The organism is Brachybacterium horti (assembly GCF_054777615.1).
This window is the reverse complement of the sequence record NZ_BAAHAM010000003.1, coordinates 557,193-576,952: the sequence shown is the minus strand read 5'-3', so window position 1 is coordinate 576,952 and position 19,760 is coordinate 557,193. Positions and strand designations below refer to the sequence as shown.

The following is a 19,760-nucleotide window of genomic DNA, read 5'->3' as shown; positions in this document are numbered from 1 at the left end:
GCAGGGTGCACCATGGGAACGGACCGTGATGGGACGATGCCACCGAGCACGGCCCCGCAGGCCGGGGAGGAGCAGCATGGGCGAGCACCGGGGCGATCCGTGGCAGTGGCGGGACGAGATCGTGCAGGCGCACCGCGCACTGCGGGACAGGACCCTGCATGACAGGACCCCGCGCACCTCCCGAGTCCCGCTCGCGGAGGCGGCCGGCCGGGTGCTCGCCGCGCCCCTGACCAGCCCCGAGGAGCTCCCCTCCCAGGACCTCTCCGCGATGGACGGCTTCGCGGTGCGCCGCGCCGAGCTCACCGCCCCCGGCACGACCGTGCTCCCCGTCGTCGCGGACCTCCCCGCCCGTCCCGGGCACCCCGCACCGCTGCCGACCGGCACCGCCGCCCGCATCATGACCGGCGCCCCGCTGCCGCCCGGGGCGGACGCCGTCGTCCCCGTCGAGGACACCGATGCGGATCCCGTCGGCCCCGCCCCCGCCGCCGTGCGGATCACCCTCGCGTCGCCCCTGCCCCCGCGCAAGCACGTGCGCGGGCCCGGGGAGGAGGTCACCCGCGGCGAGGAGCTCGCCGCCGCCGGGACCCGGGTGGGCGCCGCCCTCATCGGCCTCGCCGCCGCCCTCGGCGTGACCGACCTCGAGGTGCACGCGCCGCCGCGGGTGAGCATCGTCGTCACCGGGGACGAGCTCACGGGCGCCGGCCCGGCCGTCCCCGGGACCGTCCGCGAGTCCAACGGGACGATGCTCGCCGCGGCGCTCGTGACCCACGGGGCGATCCCGCGGGTGCTCCGCGGCCCCGACGACCCCTCCCGGCTCCGCGACGTGCTCGCGGACTCCGCCCGGGATGCGGACCTCGTCGTCACGACCGGCGGGATCGGCCACGGCGCCTACGACGTGGTGAAGTCGCTGCTGGGCCCGGGCGGCGACGGCACCTCCCGCTTCGCGCACCTCGCCCTGCGGCCCGGCGGGCCGCAGGGGCACGGGACCCTGCCACCTGCCGTCGGGGCCGACCACGGCACGCCCGTCGTGCACCTGCCCGGCACCCCCGTCGGCGCGCTCGTGGGCTACCACCTCTTCGTGCGCCCGCTGCTGCCGGGGCCCGCCCCCGCACCGCGCCGCGTGCTCGTGGGGGAGGGCTCCTTCGCGGTGCGCCGCCCGGGGCTCACCGTCGTCGCCGGAAGGCTGCGTCGCGGGGCCGACGGCCGCGAGAGCGTGGACACGCTCCCCGGACGTCGGCTCGCCCCCTACGGCCGGGCGGACGCGCTCGTGCTGCTCGACGGCACCCTCCGCAACCCGGCCGACGCCGCGGCCGGGGAGAGCGTGCTCGTCCTCGATCTGTGAGCAGGTCATGACCAGGCGGTTCCATTACCGTGGGCGCATGCCCGCCGCGCCCGATCCCGCCGCACCGCTGACCCTGCGCCCGCGCAGCGCGGAGGTGATCACGATCGTCGTCGCCGTCGCCGCGGCGCTGCTCGCCCTCGACGCGGTGCTGCGCGCCGGGCTCACCGGTGCGCTGCTGCTGCCCGGGCTGCTGCTGCTCCTCGCCGTCGTCTGGGCGCTCCTGTGGGCGCCCCGGGTGGTGCTGCACCGCGAGAGCCTCGAGATCCGCAACGTGTGGCGCACCCACGTGCTGCCCTTCACCGCGATCCGCGAGGTGCGCCTCGGTGCCATGCTCCGCGTCGACGCGATCACGGCCGACGGCACCGAGCAGACCCTCACCGCCTGGAACGCCCCCGGCCTGCGCCGCGACAACCCCCTGCGCCGCCGCGAGGCCGCGGCCGACGGCGGCCCCCGCGTGCGCATGGGCCCCGAGGAGCGCCTGCGCAAGGACCAGCGCGACTCCCGCAGCGCGATCGTCGTGGACCGCGTCGAGGCTTGGCAGGAGCACCACGAGGCGGAGGTCGGCACCGGCCGCGCCCGCACCCGCTGGAACCTGCCCGTCATCGCCGTGCTCGGAGTGACGCTCCTGCTCGTCGTGCTCCGCGCGGTGCTCTGAGCGCACAGCGAAGGGCCCGGCCACCGCAGGTACGGTGACCGGGCCCCGTTCGCAGTACGTCGATCAGGCTCTGCTTCTCTCGCCTGATCTCCTACCGCTCGTTCCTCGCAGTACGTCGATCAGGCCTTGATACCGACCTGGGTCCAGTCGGTGCTCTCGAACTGGGACGCGCCGTGGTTCACGACGCCCTTCTTCACGCCCACGATGTTCGGGGTCGCGTAGAAGGGGATGAGCACGAAGGACTCGGCGATGACCTTCGAGATCTCGTTGGCGACCTTGTGGCGCTCGTCGAGGTCGAAGGCGGCCTTGATCTGCTTGTCCAGATCGCCCAGGCGGTCGTCCGCGAAGTTCGTGTAGTTCTGCTGGGAGTCCAGCGGGTACACGAGGTTCACGGAGGAGGACTCCGGGAACTGCGAGCCCACCCACGAGAAGGTCACCATGTCGAAGGTCTTCGGGTTGATGTAATCGTCGAAGTACGCGTCGGAGGGGACCGTCTGCAGCTCGACGTTCAGGCCCACCGCGTTGAGGTTGGTCTGCACCTGGCGGGCGCGGTCGGAGTTCGACTTGGTGTCCGCCGGGATGATGATCGAGAGGTCGAAGGTCTTGCCGTCCTTCTTCCGCTTGTCGCCGTCGAGCGCCCAGCCGGCCTCGTCGAGCAGCTTGCCCGCGGCCTCGGCGTCGTACTTCAGACCCCCGAAGGAGTCCTCGTAGCCGTCCTGGCCGGGCATGTACACGAAGTTGTCGACCAGCTGGATCGGGGCCTCGAGCGGGCCCACCACGGCGCGGCCGATCGCGTCGCGGTCGATCGCGCGGGCGATCGCCTCGCGCACCTTGACGTCCTCGAGCTTGCCGTCGGCGCCCTTGACGTTCATGGTCAGGTGCGTCCAGGTGAGGCCGTTCGTGGACTGGATCTCCGCATCGGAGCGGGTCTTCGCCTGGGAGAGCACGTCACCGTTCGCGATATCGAGGATGTCGATCTCGCCGTTCGCGAAGGACTGCGGCTGCGTGGTCTGGTCCACCACCGAGAAGGTGATCGTCTCGAGCTTGGGGGCGCGGCCCCACCACTTGTCGTTGCGCTTGAGGTTCACGACGCCGCCGGTGGTGTCCACGGAGTCCACGGTGAAGGGGCCCTTGGAGGGGGTCGGGGTCGAGACGTAGGACTCGTTCCACGCCTTCGCGGACTCCGAGACCTTCTTCGGGACGTCCGGGTGCACCACGGTGATCCAGTCGATGAAGGGATCGGAGAAGACGATCTCACCGGTGTACTCGTCATCGGTCTGGGTGATCGACTTGATCTGGTCCCAGCCCACCGTGGAGCCGATCTGGTAGTCCTCGTTCTCGCCCGAGTTCGCCTTCCACTGCGAGATGAGGTCCTCGACGACGATCGGGGAGCCGTCGTCCCACACGCCCTTGGGGTTGTAGGAGAAGGAGACCGTCTGCGGGTCCTCGCTGGTGAGCTCGGCCTTCGCGATGTAGTCCGTGTTCAGGGTCTTCTCGCCGGACTCGGAGTAGGTGATCTCCGCGCCGGCGCCGAGCGGGCCGCGGATGTCGGAGAGGTCGGCGAGGAGACCGTCGGCGTGGTTGTAGTTCCAGTTGTTGGGCAGCTGGGACACGGCGAGCTTCAGCGAGCCGCCGTCCGGCACCTGGTCGTAGTCCAGACGCTCCCATGCGGTGCTGGGCAGCGCGGCCGCGTCCTCCGCCGCCGAGGAGTTCTCCTCGGCGGCCTGGGAGGCCTGCTCCTCGGCGGACTGCTGGCCGCAGGCGGCGAGCGCGGCGGCGCTGCCGACCACGCCGGTGCCGGCGAGGAACAGTCGGCGGGTGCTCGTGATCTTCATGGTGGTTCTCTCTTCCTGGGTGGGATGCTGCGTCAGGCGCTGGTCACGGACGACTGGGAGGCGGCGTCGACGGTGTCGAGCCGGGAGATGGAGTCCACGTGGTGGCAGGCCACCCGTGAACCCCCGTGGAGCACGGGGACCGGGTCCTCGCCGCGGCACCGCTGCTGCTTGCCCTCGGGGAGGAGCGAGATCAGCGGGCACCGGGAGGCGAAGTTGCAGCCGGCGATGTCCTCCGCCGGGCTGGGCTGGTCGCCGGCGAGGATGATCCGGCGGCGCGTGCGCTCGACCTCGGGATCCGGGACCGGCACCGCGCTCATGAGCGCCCGCGTGTACGGGTGGCGCGGCGAGGCGTAGACCTCCGCGACCGGCCCGTACTCGACGATGCGCCCCAGGTACATGACGGCGATCGTGTCCGCGATCTCGCGGACGATCGCCAGGTCGTGGGCGACGAACAGGTAGGACAGGCCCAGCTTGTCCCGCAGGTCCTCGAGCAGGTTGACGACGCCCGCCTGCACCGACACGTCCAGCGCGGAGACCGGCTCGTCGAGCACGAGCACCTTGGGCTCGGTGATCAGCGCGCGGGCGATGCCGATGCGCTGGCGCTGTCCGCCGGAGAACTCGTGCGGGTAGCGGTCCGCCATCTCGGGGTCCAGGCCCACGAGCTCGAGCAACTCGGCGACCTTGCGCTGGCGCTCGGCGCGCGGGACCTTGTGGACCGTCAGCGGCTCGGCGACGATGTCGCCCACCGGGAGCCGCGGGTCCACCGCGGCCATCGGGTCCTGGAAGACGATCTGCACGTCCTTGCGCATCGCGAGACGGTCGGCCTTGCTCAGCGTCGCGACGTCGTGACCGGCGACGTGGAGGCTGCCCGCCTGCGGCGCGGTGAGCTCCATGAGCTCGAGGCTCGTCGTCGACTTCCCGGAGCCGGACTCGCCGACGAGGCCGAGGGTCTGGCCGGGCAGCACCTCGAAGTCCACGCCGTCCACGGCCTTGACCGTGCCCACGGCGCGGCGGAACACGGCGCCCTTGTACAGCGGGAAGTGCTTGACCAGGCCCTTCGCGGAGACCACGGGCTCGGTGTCACGGTCCTCGAGGACCTCGCGCTCGTGGAACGGGGGCCGCGGGAAGATGTCCACCGGACGCAGCGTGCCCGCGGCGATCTCGTCCGCACGATGGCAGGCGACCTGGCGGCCGGTGCCGTCGGTGACGAGCAGCTCGGGCTCCGCCTCGCGGCAGCGATCCTGCGCGGCGGGGCAGCGGGCCGCGAAGGGGCAGCCCTGGGGGAGCTTCGCGAGGTTCGGCGGGCGCCCCTCGAGCGGGACGAGCCGGCTGCTGCCGGCCGTGAGCATGTTCGGCACCGAGCGCAGCAGCCCCATCGTGTACGGCATGCGCGGGGCGGAGAAGATCTCGTCCACGGGGCCCGTCTCGACGAGCTTGCCCGCGTACATGACGGCCACCCGGTCCACGTTGCCGGCGACCACGCCGAGGTCGTGCGTGATGAGCACGACCGAGGCGCCCGTGACCTCCTTGGCCTTCTGGAGGACCTCGAGGATCTGCGCCTGGATCGTCACGTCCAGGGCGGTCGTGGGCTCGTCGGCGATGATCAGCGACGGATCGTTCGCCATGGCGATCGCGATCATCGCGCGCTGGCGCATGCCGCCGGAGAACTCGTGGGGGAACGCCTTCACGCGGCGCTCCGCGGCGGGGATGCCGACGATCTTCAGCAGCTCGACGGCCCGCTTGTGGGCGAGGTCGCCGCTGATCCCCTTGTTGTGCAGCGTCAGGGCCTCCTCGATCTGCTGGCCCACCGTGTAGACGGGGGTGAGCGCGGAGAGCGGGTCCTGGAAGATCATCGCCATCTCACGGCCGCGCAGGCGGGAGAGCTGCTTGTCGCCCATCCCCAGCAGCGACTGCCCGCGGAAGGTGATGTCCCCGGTGATCCGTGCGGAGGAGGGCAGCAGGCCCATGACGGCGAGCGAGGAGACGGACTTGCCGGAGCCGGACTCGCCGACGATGCCGAGGAACTCGCCCTCGGCGACCGAGTAGTCGACGCCGCGCACCGCGCGGACGTCGCCGCTCGCGTTCGGGAAGGAGACGGTCAGGTCCTTGACCTCGAGAAGGGGCTCAGGCACGGTTCACCTCACTGGTGGGATCGATCGCGTCGCGCAGTCCGTCGCCGATCAGGGCGACGGCCGTGAGGAGCGTGACGAGGAAGCCGGCGGGGATCAGGAACAGCCACGGCCGGGAGACGGCGGCGCTCGTGCCGTCCTGCAGGAGCGTCCCGAGGGAGACGTCCGGCGCCTGGATGCCCAGGCCGAAGTAGGACAGCGAGGTCTCCGCGAGGATCGCGGAGGCCACGCCGAGGGTGGCGTCGATGATCAGCAGCGAGGCGACGTTGGGGATGATGTGGCGGCGCAGGATGGTCAGCGTGCCGACCCCCATGTAGCGGGCCGCCTTGACGTACTCCCTCTCCTTGAGGGACTTCGTCTGGTTCTTGACGATCTGGGCCATGATCATCCAGCCGAACAGGCCGATCGCGACGACCAGGATCACCCAGCTCATCGAGGACAGCAGCGGCGAGATGATCATGAGGACGTAGAACACCGGCAGCACGAGCAGCAGGTTGATGACCCAGTTGGTCGCGGTCTCCACGAAGCCGCCGAGGTAGCCGGCGAGGGAGCCGATGAAGGCGGCGAGCACGGTCGCGAGCGGCGCGGCGAGGAAGCCGATCAGCAGCGACTTGCGCAGCGCCTCCGTCATCGAGGCGTAGAGGTCCACGCCGATCGCGTCGGTGCCGAAGAAGTGCTGGCCGCTGGGCTTCGCGTTGAAGCTGTACGGGTCCTGCTCACCCAGCTCGTAGATGTTCAGCAGGTCGCCGAACAGGGCGAAGAGGACGATCAGCGTGAGGATCACGGCGCCGATCCAGAAGTTCGGCTTGCGCCGCAGGCGACGCCAGACGAGGCGGCCGCGGGAGACGGGACGGTAGGCCTTCTGGGCCGCGGAGCCGGCGCCCACGCCGGCCTCCTCCGCGAGGGAGGCGGTGGGCTCGAGGTCCGTGGGGAGGTCGACGGCCTGGTCGGTGGGAGGGGTCGGAGTCATCGACATGGGTCAGACCCTCACTCTCGGGTCGAGCGCCGCGTAGAGGACTTCGGAGAGCGTGGAGCTGATCAGCAGCAGGATCGCGGTGAAGCAGACGGTGCCCGCGAGGGCGTTCACGTCGGACTGCTGGACCGCCATGATCCCGTACTGGCCCATGCCGGCCCACGAGAAGATGATCTCGAGGAAGGCGGAGCCGGAGACGAGCGTGCCGAAGTTGTACGCGAAGTAGGTGGACATGGGGATGAGGGCCACGCGCACGCCGTGCTTGACGAGGGCGTGGGTGCGGGTCGCGCCCTTGGCGCGGGCCGTGCGGATGAAGTCGCTGCCGAGCACGTCGAGCATCACCGCGCGCTGGTAGCGCGAGTAGCCGGCGGCGCCGAACAGCGCGAGCGCGATGGTGGGCAGCAGCAGGTGCACGCCCTTGTCCATGAGCTGCGGCCAGAAGCCCGTGATGCCGGGGGTGTAGGCGCCCGTGAAGCGGATCAGCTGGTGACCGGTCGCGTTGTTGAAGTTCGTCGCGAGGATCTGCAGGATCACGCCGCCCACGAAGGTCGGGGTCGAGATGAGGATGAACGAGGCGTAGGAGACGATCTGGTCCGAGGCCTTGTACTGGCGCACCGCGCCCCACACGCCGAGGACCACGCCGAGGATCGCCGCGATGATCGCGCCCGCGAGCAGCAGCTGCAGGCTCACGCCGGCCCGGGAGAAGATCTCGGAGATGACCGCGTTGTTGCCGAGGTCGTGCCCGAGCTTGTCCGGCAGTGGGTTCGTGACGATGCGCTCGATCCACCACCAGGTCCGCAGGAGGACCGGGTCCTTGTCGTTGATGCCGTATCCGGTGAGGATGCTGTCGATCGAGTCCTCGGGGATCGGGGGGTTGCGCCCCAGGTACCGGCGCCGAGGATAGAAGAACGTGGACGCGGCGATGTAGACGAACACCGTCGCGAGCGCCGTGAGGATGGCGTAGTTGACGAAGCGTCGCAGGATGTAGCTGGTCACGCAGCGGCTCCTCGTCGTGCACGCGCTCCACCGATGGTGCGGTCGACGTCACTGGACCCGATCGCGGGGCGATCGGGGAGCCGTCCCGACGGGGGCGGTGAGAAGGGGTGGAGCACGAGAGGGTCCTCACGGATCGGAAGGTGGTTCCCGCTTCGGTGCGGGACCTGTCAGTAAGTTGTGGAGACTGTATGCCGAGTCACAGGGTGTTCAGCGCCAGATCGAGAGGCCATGGCCGAATCGTTATCGAGGGACACGGAAGCGCCGGTGAGAGCGACGTGCCTCACATGGTGGACGGCGATGGCGGAGCGGGAGCGGGAGCGGACGTGCAGGGAAAAAGTGCTGGACAGGTGTCGGAACAGGGTGCGCTGGGGCCCCGCTATGCCCGGCAGCGACGGCTGCCCGAGCTCGGCGACGCGGGCCAGGAGCGGCTCGCGGCCTCCCGAGCGGTCGTGATCGGCGCCGGCGGCCTGGGCGCGCCGCTGCTGTCCTATCTCGCCGCCGCCGGCATCGGCTCGCTGACGGTCGTGGACCCCGATCTCGTGGACCTCACGAACCTCCACCGCCAGGTGCTGTTCACCCCGGCGGACGTCGGCCGCGCGAAGGCCGAGGTCGCCGCGGAGCGGCTGACCCTCCAGAACCCCGAGGTCGAGGTGCGGGCCGTCGTGGACGCGGTGACCCCCGCGACCGCGCTCGACCTCCTCGCCGGCCACGACCTCGTCCTCGACGGCAGCGACAACTTCCCCACCCGCTACCTCGCCTCCGACGCCTGCGAGATCCTCCGCCTCCCGCTCGTGTGGGGATCGATCCTCGCCTTCTCCGGGCAGGTGGCCGTGTTCCGCGCCGACGCCGGCGGCCCCACCTACCGCGACCTCCACCCCGTGCCCCCGCGACCCGGCGAGGTGCCGTCCTGCGCCGAGGCCGGCGTGCTCGGCATGCTGTGCGGCGTCATCGGATCGTCCATGGCGCTGGAGGCCGTCAAGGTGCTCACCGGCATGGGGGACCCGCTCCAGGGGAGGGTCGCGCTCTACGACGCGCTGCGCTCGCGCTGGGACGAGCTGCCGCTCGCCCGCGACCCCTCCCGCGCTGCCGTCACCGAGCTCGAGGACCTGCGGGTGACCTGCGCGCTCCCCGGCCCCTCGGGACCGGCGGGATCCGCGGCGGCGCCCGAGGTGCTGCCCGTGGAGCTCCCGGCCCTGCTCGCCGCCGGCGTGCGCGTCATCGACCTGCGCGAGAGCGCGGAGATCGCCGAGCGCGGCGAGGTCGCGGGCGCGGAGCACCTGCCGCTCGCGGAGCTGCTCGCGCTCACGGGGGAGGCGCGGACCGCGCTCGAGGGAGCGGTGCTGCTGTGCGCGGGCGGCACCCGCTCCGGCAGCGCCCAGCGGGTGCTCGCCGAGCACGGCGTGGGCGTGCGCTCCCTGCGCGGCGGGGCAGAGGCCCTGCGCGCCCTCCGCACCCGCTGACGCGGCCGCAGCGGCGGGCTCAGCCGCCCGCGAAGGGCGGGAGGACGTCGATCCGGTCGCCGTCGGCCAGCGCCCTCCCGGGATCGGTGCAGGCCACGGCGTTCACGAGCAGGCTCGAACGGCCCACCACGGTGCGGGCCTCCGCGGAGGCCCCCTCGAGCAGGTCGGCGATCGCCGCGCCGACGGTCGCCCCGTGCACGGTCGCGTCGTCGGCCCCGAAGGCCGCCGCCGCCCCGGCGAACAGCCGCACCCGGATCGCCGGGCTCCCTGCTGCGCTCATGCTCATCCTCCGATCGCGCTCATGGGCCGCTCGGGCGGCACGAAGTCGGCCCGGTCCATGCCGTGCCCGGCCTTCTTGCCCCAGTGGGCGGCGCGCCAGAGGTCCGCGATCTCCGCGTCCGCCGCACCGGAGCGCAGGGCCGTGCGCAGGTCCGTCTCCTCGCGGGAGAACAGGCACGTGCGCACGCTGCCCTCCGCGGTGAGCCGGGTGCGGCGGCAGTCCGCGCAGAAGGGCTCGGTGACCGAGGCGATGATCCCGAGACGCCCCCGGTGCTCCCCGCCGTCCCGGGCGGCGACGTCGAACAGCTCCGCGGGCGCGCCCTCGCGGGCCACCGGCGCGGGGGAGAGGACGAAGCGCTCGTCGAGGATCTCCCGCACCGCCCCGGCGGTGACCATCGCGCCGCGGTCCCAGGCATGGTCCGCGTCCAGCGGCATCTGCTCGATGACCCGCAGCTGCAGGTCCCGCTCGAGGCACCAGGACAGCAGGTCCGGCAGCTCGTGGTCGTTCACGCCCGGCAGGATCACCGCGTTGATCTTGATCGGGGAGAGCCCGGCCTCCCGCGCCCCGTCGATGCCCTCGAGCACGCGGTGCAACAGCGGGCGGCGGGTGATGCGCTCGAAGGTCTCGGAGACCACCGTGTCCAGGGAGACGTTGATCCGGTCCAGCCCGGCGGCGGCGAGCCCGGCCGCCCGATGGTCCAGACCGATCGCGTTCGTGGTGAGCGAGAGCTCGGGCCGGCCGGGCAGGGCCGCGCAGCCGGCGAGGATCTCCTCGAGGTCCGGGCGGGTGAGCGGCTCCCCACCGGTGAAGCGCACCTGCTCCACCCCCAGCTCCTCGACGCCGATCCGCACCAGGCGGACGATCTCCTCCGCGGAGAGCAGCTGGTCGCGCTTCAGGAAGGTGAGCCCGGACTCCGGCATGCAGTAGCTGCAGCGCAGGTTGCAGAAGTCGGTGAGCGAGACCCGCAGGTCCGTCGCCGCGCGGCCGAAGCGGTCCACGAGGGCGGGGGAGGAGGGACGGTCGGAGACGTCCGGCAGGGCGCCGCGGGGATCGGTGCGGCGGGGCACGGGCATGCCGAGCGCGATGCGGGCCATGCGGCGGCTCCTTCCGTGGCGCGGGATGGCGGGCGTCCCTCCAGGATAGGCCGGGCGCTACCCTCGGTGGTGGCCCCCTCACCGCGCCGGATCGGTGAGGAGGTGCCCAGAAGGAGGCCCCGCCATGGCATCGCGCCGCATCCCCCTCGCGGACCACGTGGCGGACGTCACCGCCCTGGTCGCTGAGACCCTGGGGGCGTTGCCGGTGCCGCTGGGCGCCGCGGCCCTGGGGCGCGTGGCCGCGCAGGAGCTGCGCAGCCCGCTCGACGTCCCCGCGGCGGACGTCTCCCAGATGGACGGCTATGCGGTGCGCGCGGCGGACCTCCCCTACCCGGGCGAGGAGGTCACCCTGCCGCTCGGGTCGATGATCGCCGCCGGCGACCTGCCCGGCGAGCTCGCGCCCGGCACCGCCCGCGCGATCATGACCGGCGCTCCCGTCCCCGCCGGCGCGGACCTGGTGGTCCCCGTCGAGGAGAGCGCCGCCGGGCGCTTCGTGCCGGGTGGATCCGACGGGGCCGACGGCGGCGCGGGCTCCGTGGTGCTGTCCCCGCTCGGGACTGCTCCCGGGCGCTTCGTGCGCCCCCGCGGCTCCGCGACCCGCCGCGGGGACACGATCCTGCGCGAGGGGCAGGTGCTCACCCCCGGCCGGATCGCCCACCTCGCCGCGTGCGGCGCCCGCGAGGTCGAGGCCCGCACCCCGCCGCGCGTGCTCGTCCTCTCCACCGGCAGCGAGGTCGCCCCCGCGGGCGGCGACCCCGGCCCCGGGCGCACCCATGACGCGAACGGGCCCGGTCTCGCCGCCGCGCTCGCCGAGGCCGGCGCCGAGGTCGTCGGCACGGCCGCCGTGCCGGACGACCCGGCCCTCCTGCTCGAGCGCCTCCACGCGGAGCTCGAGAGCACCGATGCGGACCTGATCGTCACGAGCGGCGGCGTGAGCCAGGGCGCCCGCGAGGTGGTGCGGATGGCCGCCGAGCACGCGGACGTGACGCTCGCCTTCCCGACCCTCGCCCTCCAGCCCGGCGGGCCCCAGGGCATCGGCACCCTGCTCCACGAGGGACGCCGCGTGCCCTGGATCGCCCTGCCCGGCAACCCCGTCTCCGCGCTGCTCAGCTGCGAGCTGATCCTGCGACCGGCACTCGGTGCCCCGCCCCGGCGGCGCCTGCGACTCCCGCTGCGGCTCGAGGACCCCACCCGCCCCGAGCCTTCTCCCGCCCACCTGCTCCAGCACCGGCGGGCGCGCGTGCTCCCCTCGGGCCAGGTGCGGCTCGTGGGCGGCCCCGGCTCCCACCTCGTCGCCGCGCTCGCCGCCGCGGATGCCCTCGTCGCCGTGCCGGTCGGCACCGACCTTCTCCACGACGGCGACCTCGTCGAGACGATCCTGCTCACGGAAGGCTCCTGATGACCCGACCCGACGGCCTCTCCCATGTGCGCGCGGACGGCTCCGCCCACATGGTCGACGTCACCGACAAGCCCGTGACCTCGCGCGAGGCCACCGCCCGCGGGCTCCTGCGCACGCGGCCGGACGTGCGCGAGCGGATCCTCGCCGGGGACCTCCCCAAGGGCGAGGCGGTGCCCGTGGCCCGCATCGCCGGGATCATGGGCGCGAAGCGGACGAGCGATCTCGTGCCGCTGTGCCACCCGCTGCCGATCTCCGGCGTCACCGTGGACGTGGCCCCCGCGGGGGAGGACGCCCTCGAGATCACCGCCCGGGTGCGCACCACGGGCGTCACCGGGGTGGAGATGGAGGCGCTCACCGCGGTGAGCGTGACCGCCCTGACCCTCTACGACATGATCAAGGCCGTGGACCGGGAGGCGAGCATCGAGGGGATCCGGGTGCTCGCGAAGTCCGGCGGCCGCAGCGGCGACTGGCAGCGCGAGGAGGACCGATGAAGGAGATGCCCGCACGGCGCAGCGACGCCGACTGCTCCGCCCGCTTCGAGGACGCGCCGCCGCCCGCCCTGCGCGGCAGGGCGCACGTGGTCGTCGCCTCGACCCGCGCGGCGGACGGCACCTACGAGGACCGCACCGGCCCGCTGCTCGTCTCCTGGCTCGAGGGCAGGGGGCTGGATCCCGTCGTCCGCGAGGTCGTGGCCGACGGCCCCGAGGTCGGCGCCGCGATCCGTCGCGGACTCGACGCGGGGGCCGACGTGGTCGTCACGACCGGCGGCACCGGCATCGGCCCTGCGGACGTGACGCCCGAGCAGACGGCGCCCCTCATCGAGCGGGAGATGCCGGGCGTGCTCGAGGCGGTGCGTCGGCGCGGGGAGGCCGCCTCGCCCGCGGCGCTGCTCAGCCGCGGTCTCGCCGGCATGGCCGGCCGCTGCTTCGTCGTGAACCTGCCGGGCTCCCGCGGCGGTGTGAAGGACGGCATCGCCGTGCTCGACCCGATCCTCGACCACCTGCTCGAGCAGCGCGACGGGGCGGGGCACGAGTGAGCGCCGACGATCCCGCGATGGGTGAGGCGGCGGAGCGTCTCCGGCACGCCGGGGTGACGACCGCGGTCATCGAGGCCGCCGCGATGGTCGAGGCGGTCGCCGATCCGCGCTGCGGCGCCGTGGTCACCTTCGACGGCGTGGTCCGCGACCACGACGAGGGCAGGGGCGTCACGGCGCTCACGTACACGGCGCATCCGTCGGCCCAGGAGGTCCTCGCGCAGGTGGCGCACGGGATCGCGGAGCGCTTCCCGGAGGTGCGCCTCGCGGTGGCGCACCGTCACGGACCGCTCGCGATCGGGGACAGCGCGCTCGTCGCGGCGGTCGCCGCCGCGCACCGCAAACAGGCCTTCGCGGCGTGCGACGCGCTCGTGGACGAGGTCAAGGCGCAGGTGCCGATCTGGAAGCACCAGCGGTTCACCGACGGCACCGACGAATGGGTCGGGGCGCTCGGCTAGAGGGTTCGCTCGCTCGGACAGGGGCGCCCGTTCACCCGCGGGACACCCCCGCTCGCTACGGTGCCCGCATGCGCATCCTCCAGATCACGGACACCCACCTCTACGGCGACCCCGCCGCCCGCCACTACGACCGCATCGACACCGGCGCGGCGCTCGAGGGCCTGCTCGCGGCGCTCGGCCCGATCGGTCCCGTGGACGCCGTGGTGCACACGGGGGACGCCTCGGAGGACGGCACGGAGGAGTCCTACCGGCGCCTGCACGCGATCCTCGACCCCGTCGCGGAGCGCCTCGGCGCGCCGCTCATGGTGACGATGGGAAACCATGACGTGAGCGCGGCCTACGCGGCGGTGCGGGGCCCGGGGGCGCGGGGCACGGAGGTGCAGGACCGGGTGCACGCGCTCGCGGGCGGCGGCCGCGTCGTGGTGCTCGACTCGAGCCGGCCGGGCGCGGGCTACGGGGAGCTGACGGGGGAGCAGCTGGACTGGCTGCGCGCGGTGCTTGCGGAGCCCGCGGCGGGCGGGACCGTGCTCGCGATCCACCACCCGCCGCTCGTCGCGGCGACCCCGCTGCTGCGCAGCCTCGACCTCGAGCCGCTCGAGGAGCTCGCGGAGGTGCTCGCGGGGAGCGACGTGCGGATCGTGCTCGCGGGGCACTACCACCACGAGATGAGCGGCAGCATCGGCGGGGTGCCGGTGCACGTCGCCCCCGGGATCACGAACGTGGTGGACCCGCTGGGGGCGGGGGAGAGCGAGCGGGCGCTCGCGCTGAGCGGGGCGAGCCTCGTCGAGAGCGGGGAGGGCGCCCCGCGCGTCGTCACCTCGGTGCTGCCGAGCGCGGGGGACACGCTCGGGGACGTGACCGTGCCGGTCTACCTGTTCGGACCGGACCAGGTGCGGGCGATCGCGGAGGCCGCGGGGCGCTGAGCCCCGCGTCCGGCTCTCAGCGGTCGTCGATCAGCGATCGGCGGTCAGCGGCCCAGACCGAGGGGGCTCACGCCCTGGGAGGTGCGGGCCTGGGTCACGGCGGCGACGTCGCCGCCCATGCGGTTGCCGATGACGGCGTTGTGCCGCTCGACGTCCTGGCCCTGCATGCGGTCGGCCATGCGGCCGAGGGCGGTGGAGAGGCTGCGGAGGAAGGTCATGGGGGTCTCCTGGTGGATCGGTCCTCGTGCGGGCCGCCCGGGGTCTCCGGTGCGGCCGTGTCCCTCTTGTTGTACGCGGGCGCGGGCGAGCCGTCACGGGTTCCGACATGTCCAGTTGCCAGGTTCACAATAAGTGTGTGACCTGGGGCGCAGGAGAGTTCGCCGGAGGCGGACGTCCGGCCGTTAGCACTCGTCTTGCATGAGTGCCAGGACGGTCCTAGAGTGGTCCCGTTGGCAGTCGAAGGCCGAGAGTGCCAGAGGCTGCCGTGAGGGTCCCGTCCCGGTCGGCACCGCGACGACGTCCAGGACACCGGGTCCCTCCGCCCAGAACTCAGCAGAGTCCATTCTTCTATGAAGGAGTGAGCCGCATGTCGGTCTCCATCAAGCCCCTCGAGGATCGCGTCGTCGTCAAGCCGCTCGAGGCCGAGCAGACCACGGCCTCCGGCCTGGTCATCCCGGACACCGCGAAGGAGAAGCCCCAGGAGGGCGAGGTCGTCGCCGTCGGCGAGGGCCGCTTCGACGACAAGGGTGCCCGCATCCCGGTCGACGTCAAGGTCGGCGACAAGGTCGTCTTCTCCAAGTACGGCGGCACCGAGCTCAAGTACGGCAACGAGGAGTTCCTCGTGCTGGGCGCCCGCGACATCCTCGCGATCATCGAGGCCTGATCCATGGCCAAGGAGATCCTGTACAACGAGGAGGCGCGCCGCGCCCTCGAGCGCGGCGTCGACAAGCTCGCCGACACCGTCAAGGTGACGCTCGGCCCCAAGGGCCGCAACGTCGTCCTCGACAAGAAGTGGGGCGCCCCCACGATCACGAACGACGGCGTCACCATCGCCCGTGAGATCGAGCTCGAGGACCCCTACGAGAACCTCGGCGCGCAGCTGGCGAAGGAGGTCTCCACCAAGACCAACGACGTCGCCGGCGACGGCACCACCACCGCCACCGTGCTCGCCCAGGCGCTCGTCCACGAGGGTCTGCGCAATGTCACCTCCGGTGCGGCCCCGGCCGCGCTCAAGCGGGGCATCGAGAAGGCCGTCGAGGCCGTCTCGGAGAAGCTCGGCGAGCTGTCCATCCCGGTCGACGGCAAGGAGCAGATCGCGTCCGTCGCGGCCGTCTCCAGCCAGGACCGCGAGATCGGCGAGCTGCTCGCCGAGGCGTTCGACAAGGTCGGCAAGGACGGCGTCATCACGGTCGAGGAGTCCTCCACGACCGCGATGGAGCTCGACTTCACCGAGGGCATGCAGTTCGACAAGGGCTTCATCTCCCCGCACTTCGTGACCGACGGCGACCGCCAGGAGGCCGTGCTCGAGGACGCCCAGGTGCTGCTGCACCAGGGCAAGATCTCGGCCGTGGCCGACATCCTCCCGCTGCTCGAGAAGGTCGTGGAGGGCGGCAAGCCGCTCTTCATCATCGCCGAGGACGTCGACGGCGAGGCCCTGTCCACGCTGGTCGTCAACCGCATCCGCGGCAACTTCAAGGGCGCCGCCGTGAAGGCCCCGGCCTTCGGCGACCGTCGCAAGGCGATGCTCCAGGACATCGCGGTCCTCACCGGTGCGCAGGTCGTCACCGCGGACCTCGGCCTGGACCTCAAGTCCGTGGGCACCGACGTGCTCGGCCACGCCGGCCGCGTCGTCATCACCAAGGACTCCACCACGATCGTGGGCGGGGCCGGCGACGAGCAGGCCGTGGCCGATCGTGTGGCGCAGATCCGCTCCGAGATCGAGAACACCGATTCCGACTGGGACCGCGAGAAGCTCCAGGAGCGTCTCGCCAAGCTCGCCGGCGGCGTGTCCGTCATCAAGGTGGGCGCCCACACGGAGGTGGAGCTCAAGGAGAAGAAGATGCGCATCGAGGACGCGGTCTCCGCGACTCGTGCGGCCATCGAGGAGGGCATCGTGGCCGGTGGCGGAAGCGCCATCGTCCAGGCGTCCACCGTCCTCGAGGGCGACCTCGGGCTCTCCGGCGACGAGGCCGTGGGCGTGCGCGCCGTGGCCCGCGCCGTCGTCGAGCCGCTGCGCTGGATCGCGGAGAACGCGGGCCTCGAGGGCTACGTCGTCGTCGAGAAGGTGCGCGACGCGCAGGCCGGTCACGGCCTGAACGCCGCCACCGACGAGTACGTCGACCTCGTCGCGGCCGGCATCATCGACCCGGTCAAGGTGACCCGCTCCGCGCTGCGGAACGCCGCCTCGATCGCGGCGCTGGTGCTCACCACCGAGACTCTCGTCATCGAGAAGAAGGACGACGAGGAGGCCTGAGCCCCCTCGCCCCACCGGGACGGCCGGTCGATCCTCGGATCGGCCGGCCGTCCTGCTGCGCGTCGGGCCGGGCGGCTCGGGGGACACCCGACCGCCCGGCCCGTGGCCGAGGGTCTCCGCCGTCAGGGAGGCGACCTAGGATGTGCGGGTCCGATGTGTCCGAACGTTGCGTGGCAGGAGGCGGTTCCGTGGCCGGTGGCCCCCGTGTCGATGAGGAGTCCCTGCCCACCCGGACCTTCTCCCCGCCGGCGATCGTGATCGGTGCGGCCCTGCTCGCCGGTGTCGTCTGCGGCGTGGTCCTCGAGTTCCTCGTCATCGTGAGCCTCGTCGGGCAGCGGCTGTGGCACGACCCCGCCCTCGGCCACGACCTCCTCTTCACGCTCCCGCTGCTGCTCTGGGCCGCCGTGCTCGCGGCGACCGTGCTGGGCGTGGTGCGGGTGGTCTCCTCGTGGCTCGAGGTGGACGCGCACGGCTTCCGTCTGCACGGGCTCGTGCGCCGCGACCGCGCCGCCGGCTGGGACGAGGTCGCCAAGGTGCTCGCCATCCGCGAGATCGACCGCGGCCTGACCCCCGTCGAGCTGCTCGACGTGCCCGAGACCGCGTACGACGGGGTCTACCTCCTCGACGCGCAGGGCCGGCGCATGCTCGCCGTCTCGAGCCGCATGTTCGGGCACCGCGCCCAGCGGATCACCCTCGAGCGGGCGCGCGCCGCCGGCGTCGAGGTCGAGGACATCGAGGTGCTCTCCTTCCCCGAGCTGCGGGCGCGGGTGCCCCAGGCGCTCACCGTGCTCGATCGTCACCCGAACCTCTGTCTGGCCCTGCTGGCGCTGTTCTACGTGGGCCACAACGTGCTCACCTTCGTCGTCTGGGGACTGTGAGCGCATCCGTCCCCGAGCCCCGGCCCGGCCGTGCGGCCCGTCGGCGAGCGCGGCGGCCTCGCGCCCCGCTCCCACAGCAGGACGGCCTGGACCCCGTGCGCTGGAGCGTCCCTCCCGCCTGGAACGGACCGACCACCGCGCTCGCCGCTCTGCTCCACCGCTTCCCTCCGCTCGCGGCTCCCGCTGCGACCCCGCTCGCGGATCGGTTCCTGGCCGGTGCGGTCGTGCGCACCGACGGCACGCCCTGGGACGCCGAGGACGCCGTGCACCCGGGGGAGGAGATGTGGTTCCACCGCGAGCTCGCCGCGGAGGAGGTGCCTCCGGCGCGGATCCCCGTGCTGCTGCACGACGCGCACCTGCTCGTGGTGGACAAGCCCCACGACATGGCCACCATGCCCCGCGGCGCGCACGTCCGCTCGAGCCTGCTCGTGCGCCTGCGCCGCGAGACCGGCATCGCGGAGCTGAGCCCCCTGCACCGGCTGGACCGGCGCACCGCCGGGGTGATCGCGCTCGGCATCCGCGCCGAGGAGCGATCCGCCTACCAGCAGCTCTTCGCCGCGCGCGCGGTGCGCAAGGAGTACCTCGCACGCGTGCGGCCCGCGGAGGGATCGACGCTGCCGAGGACCCTGGGGGAGCGGACGCTGCTCGAGGACCGGCTCGAGAAGCGTCGCGGGGAGCTCACCACCCGGGTGCTGCCCGGGGAGCCCAACTCCTCCACCGAGCTCGAGGTGCTCGCGGTGGAGAGCGACGGCACGCTCCTGCTGCGGCTCGTCCCGCTCACCGGCCGCACCCACCAACTGCGCGCCCAGCTCTCCTCCCGCGGCGCCCCGATCGTGGGGGAGGACCTCTACCCGAGCTCCGCGGAGGCCGCGCGCACGGCAGGCGGCGGAGCCCTCCAGCTGCTCGCCCGCACCCTCGCCTTCACCGACCCGGTCACGGGGGAGGCGCGTCACGTCACGAGCGCACGGAGCCTCGGACCGGGCCCCCGTACGCTGGCACGATGAACGAGAGCGCGCCTGCGGAGGGGCCCCGCGACGAGCCCGCGGGGATGCCCGACGGAGCCGAGGGGATGCCCGACGGGACCGTCGCCGCGCCTCCCGCGCCTCGGCGCACCCGATCCGGCGCCGTCGTCGTGGGTCCCACCGCGATCGCGCGCTGGCGACCGCTCGCCCTCGTGGGGCTCCCGATCATCGGCCTGCTCCTGTGCCCCTTCGCCGCGACCGGCATCGCCCAGTGGCAGCAAGGCCGCGCCGCCGCCGGCCTCGACGACCTGCTCACCCGGGCCCTCGGCCACGGAGCGCTCCAGCTGCTCGCCGGCGCGATCGTGCTGTGGAGCCTCTTCGCGCTGTGGGCGCTCGTCCCGATCCTCGCCACCCACAAGGTGGCCCTGCTCGACGAGGACGCCCGCACGCTCACCCTGCGTCGCGGGCTGCGCACCGCGGGGACCGCACCGCTCGCGCAGGTGGTCTACGCCGTCGGCGAGGCGGAGCGCGGCAGCACCGGTCTCATCGGCGTGGACCGCGGCGGCGAGGAGCCTGAGCGCTGGATCCTGCCCGAGGTCGCCTGGGACGAGGAGTCCTTCGACGGGCTGCGGGTCCTGCAGGCCGCGGCCGGACTGCGGCCCGCTCCGAGACGGCAGGTGCTCGCCGCCCTCGCGCGCCGCAGCCGCCGCGGCGCCGCCCACCGCGAGCTCGCCGCGCGTCTCGGCATGCCCTGGCGGCCCGAGTACGAGGAGGACGAGGCCGCCTTCCGCGCCGAGTTCGACCGCGTGCGCCGGGTGCTCGGCGGCAAGGAGCCGCCGCGCGAGGGGGACCCGCGGCCCTGACCCTCCC

Annotated in this window: 20 protein-coding genes; 13 read left to right on the top strand and 7 right to left on the bottom strand. The window is 73.1% G+C overall.

Features of this window, described 5'->3' with window-relative positions:
• The first annotated feature begins 76 nt into the window (after window positions 1–76).
• Both ACYVAP_RS12075 and ACYVAP_RS12070 read left to right on the top strand, forming a co-directional pair.
• A complete protein-coding gene (locus tag ACYVAP_RS12075; RefSeq protein ID WP_498860802.1) occupies window positions 77–1,342 on the top strand; it encodes a molybdopterin molybdotransferase MoeA in 1,266 nt (421 codons plus the stop codon).
• Between the two features lie 37 nt (window positions 1,343–1,379).
• Entirely contained in the window at window positions 1,380–1,997 is a 618-nt protein-coding gene (locus ACYVAP_RS12070; protein WP_498860801.1) for a PH domain-containing protein, read from the top strand.
• A gap of 119 nt (window positions 1,998–2,116) precedes the next feature.
• Here ACYVAP_RS12070 and ACYVAP_RS12065 read toward each other — a convergent pair whose 3' ends face one another.
• Genes ACYVAP_RS12065 through ACYVAP_RS12050 form a run of 4 tightly spaced genes read right to left on the bottom strand, consistent with a single transcriptional unit; the run spans window position 2,117 to window position 7,930 of the window.
• The gene (locus ACYVAP_RS12065) at window positions 2,117–3,832 is read right to left on the bottom strand and encodes an ABC transporter family substrate-binding protein (RefSeq protein ID WP_498860800.1); all 1,716 of its coding nucleotides are present in this window, start codon (window positions 3,830–3,832) and stop codon (window positions 2,117–2,119) included.
• A gap of 32 nt (window positions 3,833–3,864) precedes the next feature.
• Window positions 3,865–5,964 (bottom strand): ABC transporter ATP-binding protein, encoded by a 2,100-nt coding sequence (locus tag ACYVAP_RS12060; RefSeq protein ID WP_498860799.1) that lies wholly within the window; start codon window positions 5,962–5,964, stop codon window positions 3,865–3,867.
• Complete coding sequence (locus ACYVAP_RS12055) at window positions 5,957–6,931, bottom strand: ABC transporter permease (protein ID WP_264451015.1); 975 nt, start codon at window positions 6,929–6,931, stop codon at window positions 5,957–5,959. The genes ACYVAP_RS12060 and ACYVAP_RS12055 overlap by 8 nt, the downstream gene beginning before the upstream one ends.
• Window positions 6,932–6,940: 9 nt before the next feature.
• A complete protein-coding gene (locus ACYVAP_RS12050; RefSeq protein ID WP_264450996.1) occupies window positions 6,941–7,930 on the bottom strand; it encodes an ABC transporter permease in 990 nt (329 codons plus the stop codon).
• A 347-nt stretch (window positions 7,931–8,277) separates the two neighbouring features.
• Here ACYVAP_RS12050 and ACYVAP_RS12045 point away from each other — a divergent pair, with 347 nt between their 5' ends.
• Complete coding sequence (locus ACYVAP_RS12045; RefSeq protein WP_264450997.1) at window positions 8,278–9,390, top strand: ThiF family adenylyltransferase; 1,113 nt, start codon at window positions 8,278–8,280, stop codon at window positions 9,388–9,390.
• Between the two features lie 19 nt (window positions 9,391–9,409).
• Here ACYVAP_RS12045 and ACYVAP_RS12040 read toward each other — a convergent pair whose 3' ends face one another.
• Both ACYVAP_RS12040 and moaA read right to left on the bottom strand, forming a co-directional pair.
• Window positions 9,410–9,670, bottom strand: coding sequence for a MoaD/ThiS family protein (locus ACYVAP_RS12040; protein WP_264450998.1), 261 nt, complete (start codon window positions 9,668–9,670; stop codon window positions 9,410–9,412).
• 2 nt (window positions 9,671–9,672) lie between these two features.
• Window positions 9,673–10,764 (bottom strand): GTP 3',8-cyclase MoaA, encoded by a 1,092-nt coding sequence (gene moaA / locus ACYVAP_RS12035; RefSeq protein ID WP_498860798.1) that lies wholly within the window; start codon window positions 10,762–10,764, stop codon window positions 9,673–9,675.
• Between the two features lie 124 nt (window positions 10,765–10,888).
• On the opposite strand from moaA, the gene ACYVAP_RS12030 reads away from it, so the two are divergent.
• The 5 genes from ACYVAP_RS12030 (at window position 10,889) to ACYVAP_RS12010 (ending at window position 14,577) form a co-directional block, all read left to right on the top strand.
• The gene (locus tag ACYVAP_RS12030; RefSeq protein WP_498860797.1) at window positions 10,889–12,163 is read left to right on the top strand and encodes a molybdopterin molybdotransferase MoeA; all 1,275 of its coding nucleotides are present in this window, start codon (window positions 10,889–10,891) and stop codon (window positions 12,161–12,163) included.
• Entirely contained in the window at window positions 12,163–12,654 is a 492-nt protein-coding gene (gene moaC / locus ACYVAP_RS12025) for a cyclic pyranopterin monophosphate synthase MoaC (protein ID WP_137771439.1), read from the top strand. Before ACYVAP_RS12030 ends, moaC begins: the two co-directional genes overlap by 1 nt.
• Window positions 12,651–13,199 carry a MogA/MoaB family molybdenum cofactor biosynthesis protein gene (locus ACYVAP_RS12020; protein ID WP_498860796.1) on the top strand — a complete coding sequence of 183 codons (549 nt, stop codon included), beginning with the start codon at window positions 12,651–12,653 and terminating at the stop codon, window positions 13,197–13,199. The genes moaC and ACYVAP_RS12020 overlap by 4 nt, the downstream gene beginning before the upstream one ends.
• Before the next feature lie 17 nt (window positions 13,200–13,216).
• On the top strand, window positions 13,217–13,654 hold the full coding sequence (locus tag ACYVAP_RS12015; RefSeq protein WP_498860939.1) for a molybdenum cofactor biosynthesis protein MoaE: 438 nt from the start codon (window positions 13,217–13,219) through the stop codon (window positions 13,652–13,654).
• A gap of 68 nt (window positions 13,655–13,722) precedes the next feature.
• Entirely contained in the window at window positions 13,723–14,577 is an 855-nt protein-coding gene (locus tag ACYVAP_RS12010) for a metallophosphoesterase family protein (protein ID WP_498860795.1), read from the top strand.
• Window positions 14,578–14,621: 44 nt separating this feature from the next.
• Here the strand turns inward: ACYVAP_RS12010 and ACYVAP_RS12005 are convergent, their stop codons facing one another.
• A complete protein-coding gene (locus ACYVAP_RS12005) occupies window positions 14,622–14,795 on the bottom strand; it encodes a hypothetical protein (RefSeq protein ID WP_343906330.1) in 174 nt (57 codons plus the stop codon).
• A 368-nt stretch (window positions 14,796–15,163) separates the two neighbouring features.
• On the opposite strand from ACYVAP_RS12005, the gene groES reads away from it, so the two are divergent.
• The 5 genes from groES (at window position 15,164) to ACYVAP_RS11980 (ending at window position 19,753) form a co-directional block, all read left to right on the top strand.
• A complete protein-coding gene (groES, locus tag ACYVAP_RS12000; protein WP_137771436.1) occupies window positions 15,164–15,460 on the top strand; it encodes a co-chaperone GroES in 297 nt (98 codons plus the stop codon).
• Window positions 15,461–15,463: 3 nt separating this feature from the next.
• Window positions 15,464–17,050 carry a chaperonin GroEL gene (gene groL / locus ACYVAP_RS11995; RefSeq protein WP_137771435.1) on the top strand — a complete coding sequence of 529 codons (1,587 nt, stop codon included), beginning with the start codon at window positions 15,464–15,466 and terminating at the stop codon, window positions 17,048–17,050.
• A gap of 188 nt (window positions 17,051–17,238) precedes the next feature.
• Window positions 17,239–17,928 (top strand): hypothetical protein, encoded by a 690-nt coding sequence (locus ACYVAP_RS11990; protein WP_498860794.1) that lies wholly within the window; start codon window positions 17,239–17,241, stop codon window positions 17,926–17,928.
• Window positions 17,925–18,932 (top strand): pseudouridine synthase, encoded by a 1,008-nt coding sequence (locus ACYVAP_RS11985; RefSeq protein WP_498860793.1) that lies wholly within the window; start codon window positions 17,925–17,927, stop codon window positions 18,930–18,932. The genes ACYVAP_RS11990 and ACYVAP_RS11985 overlap by 4 nt, the downstream gene beginning before the upstream one ends.
• Window positions 18,929–19,753, top strand: coding sequence for a hypothetical protein (locus tag ACYVAP_RS11980; protein ID WP_498860792.1), 825 nt, complete (start codon window positions 18,929–18,931; stop codon window positions 19,751–19,753). Before ACYVAP_RS11985 ends, ACYVAP_RS11980 begins: the two co-directional genes overlap by 4 nt.
• Window positions 19,754–19,760 lie beyond the last annotated feature (7 nt).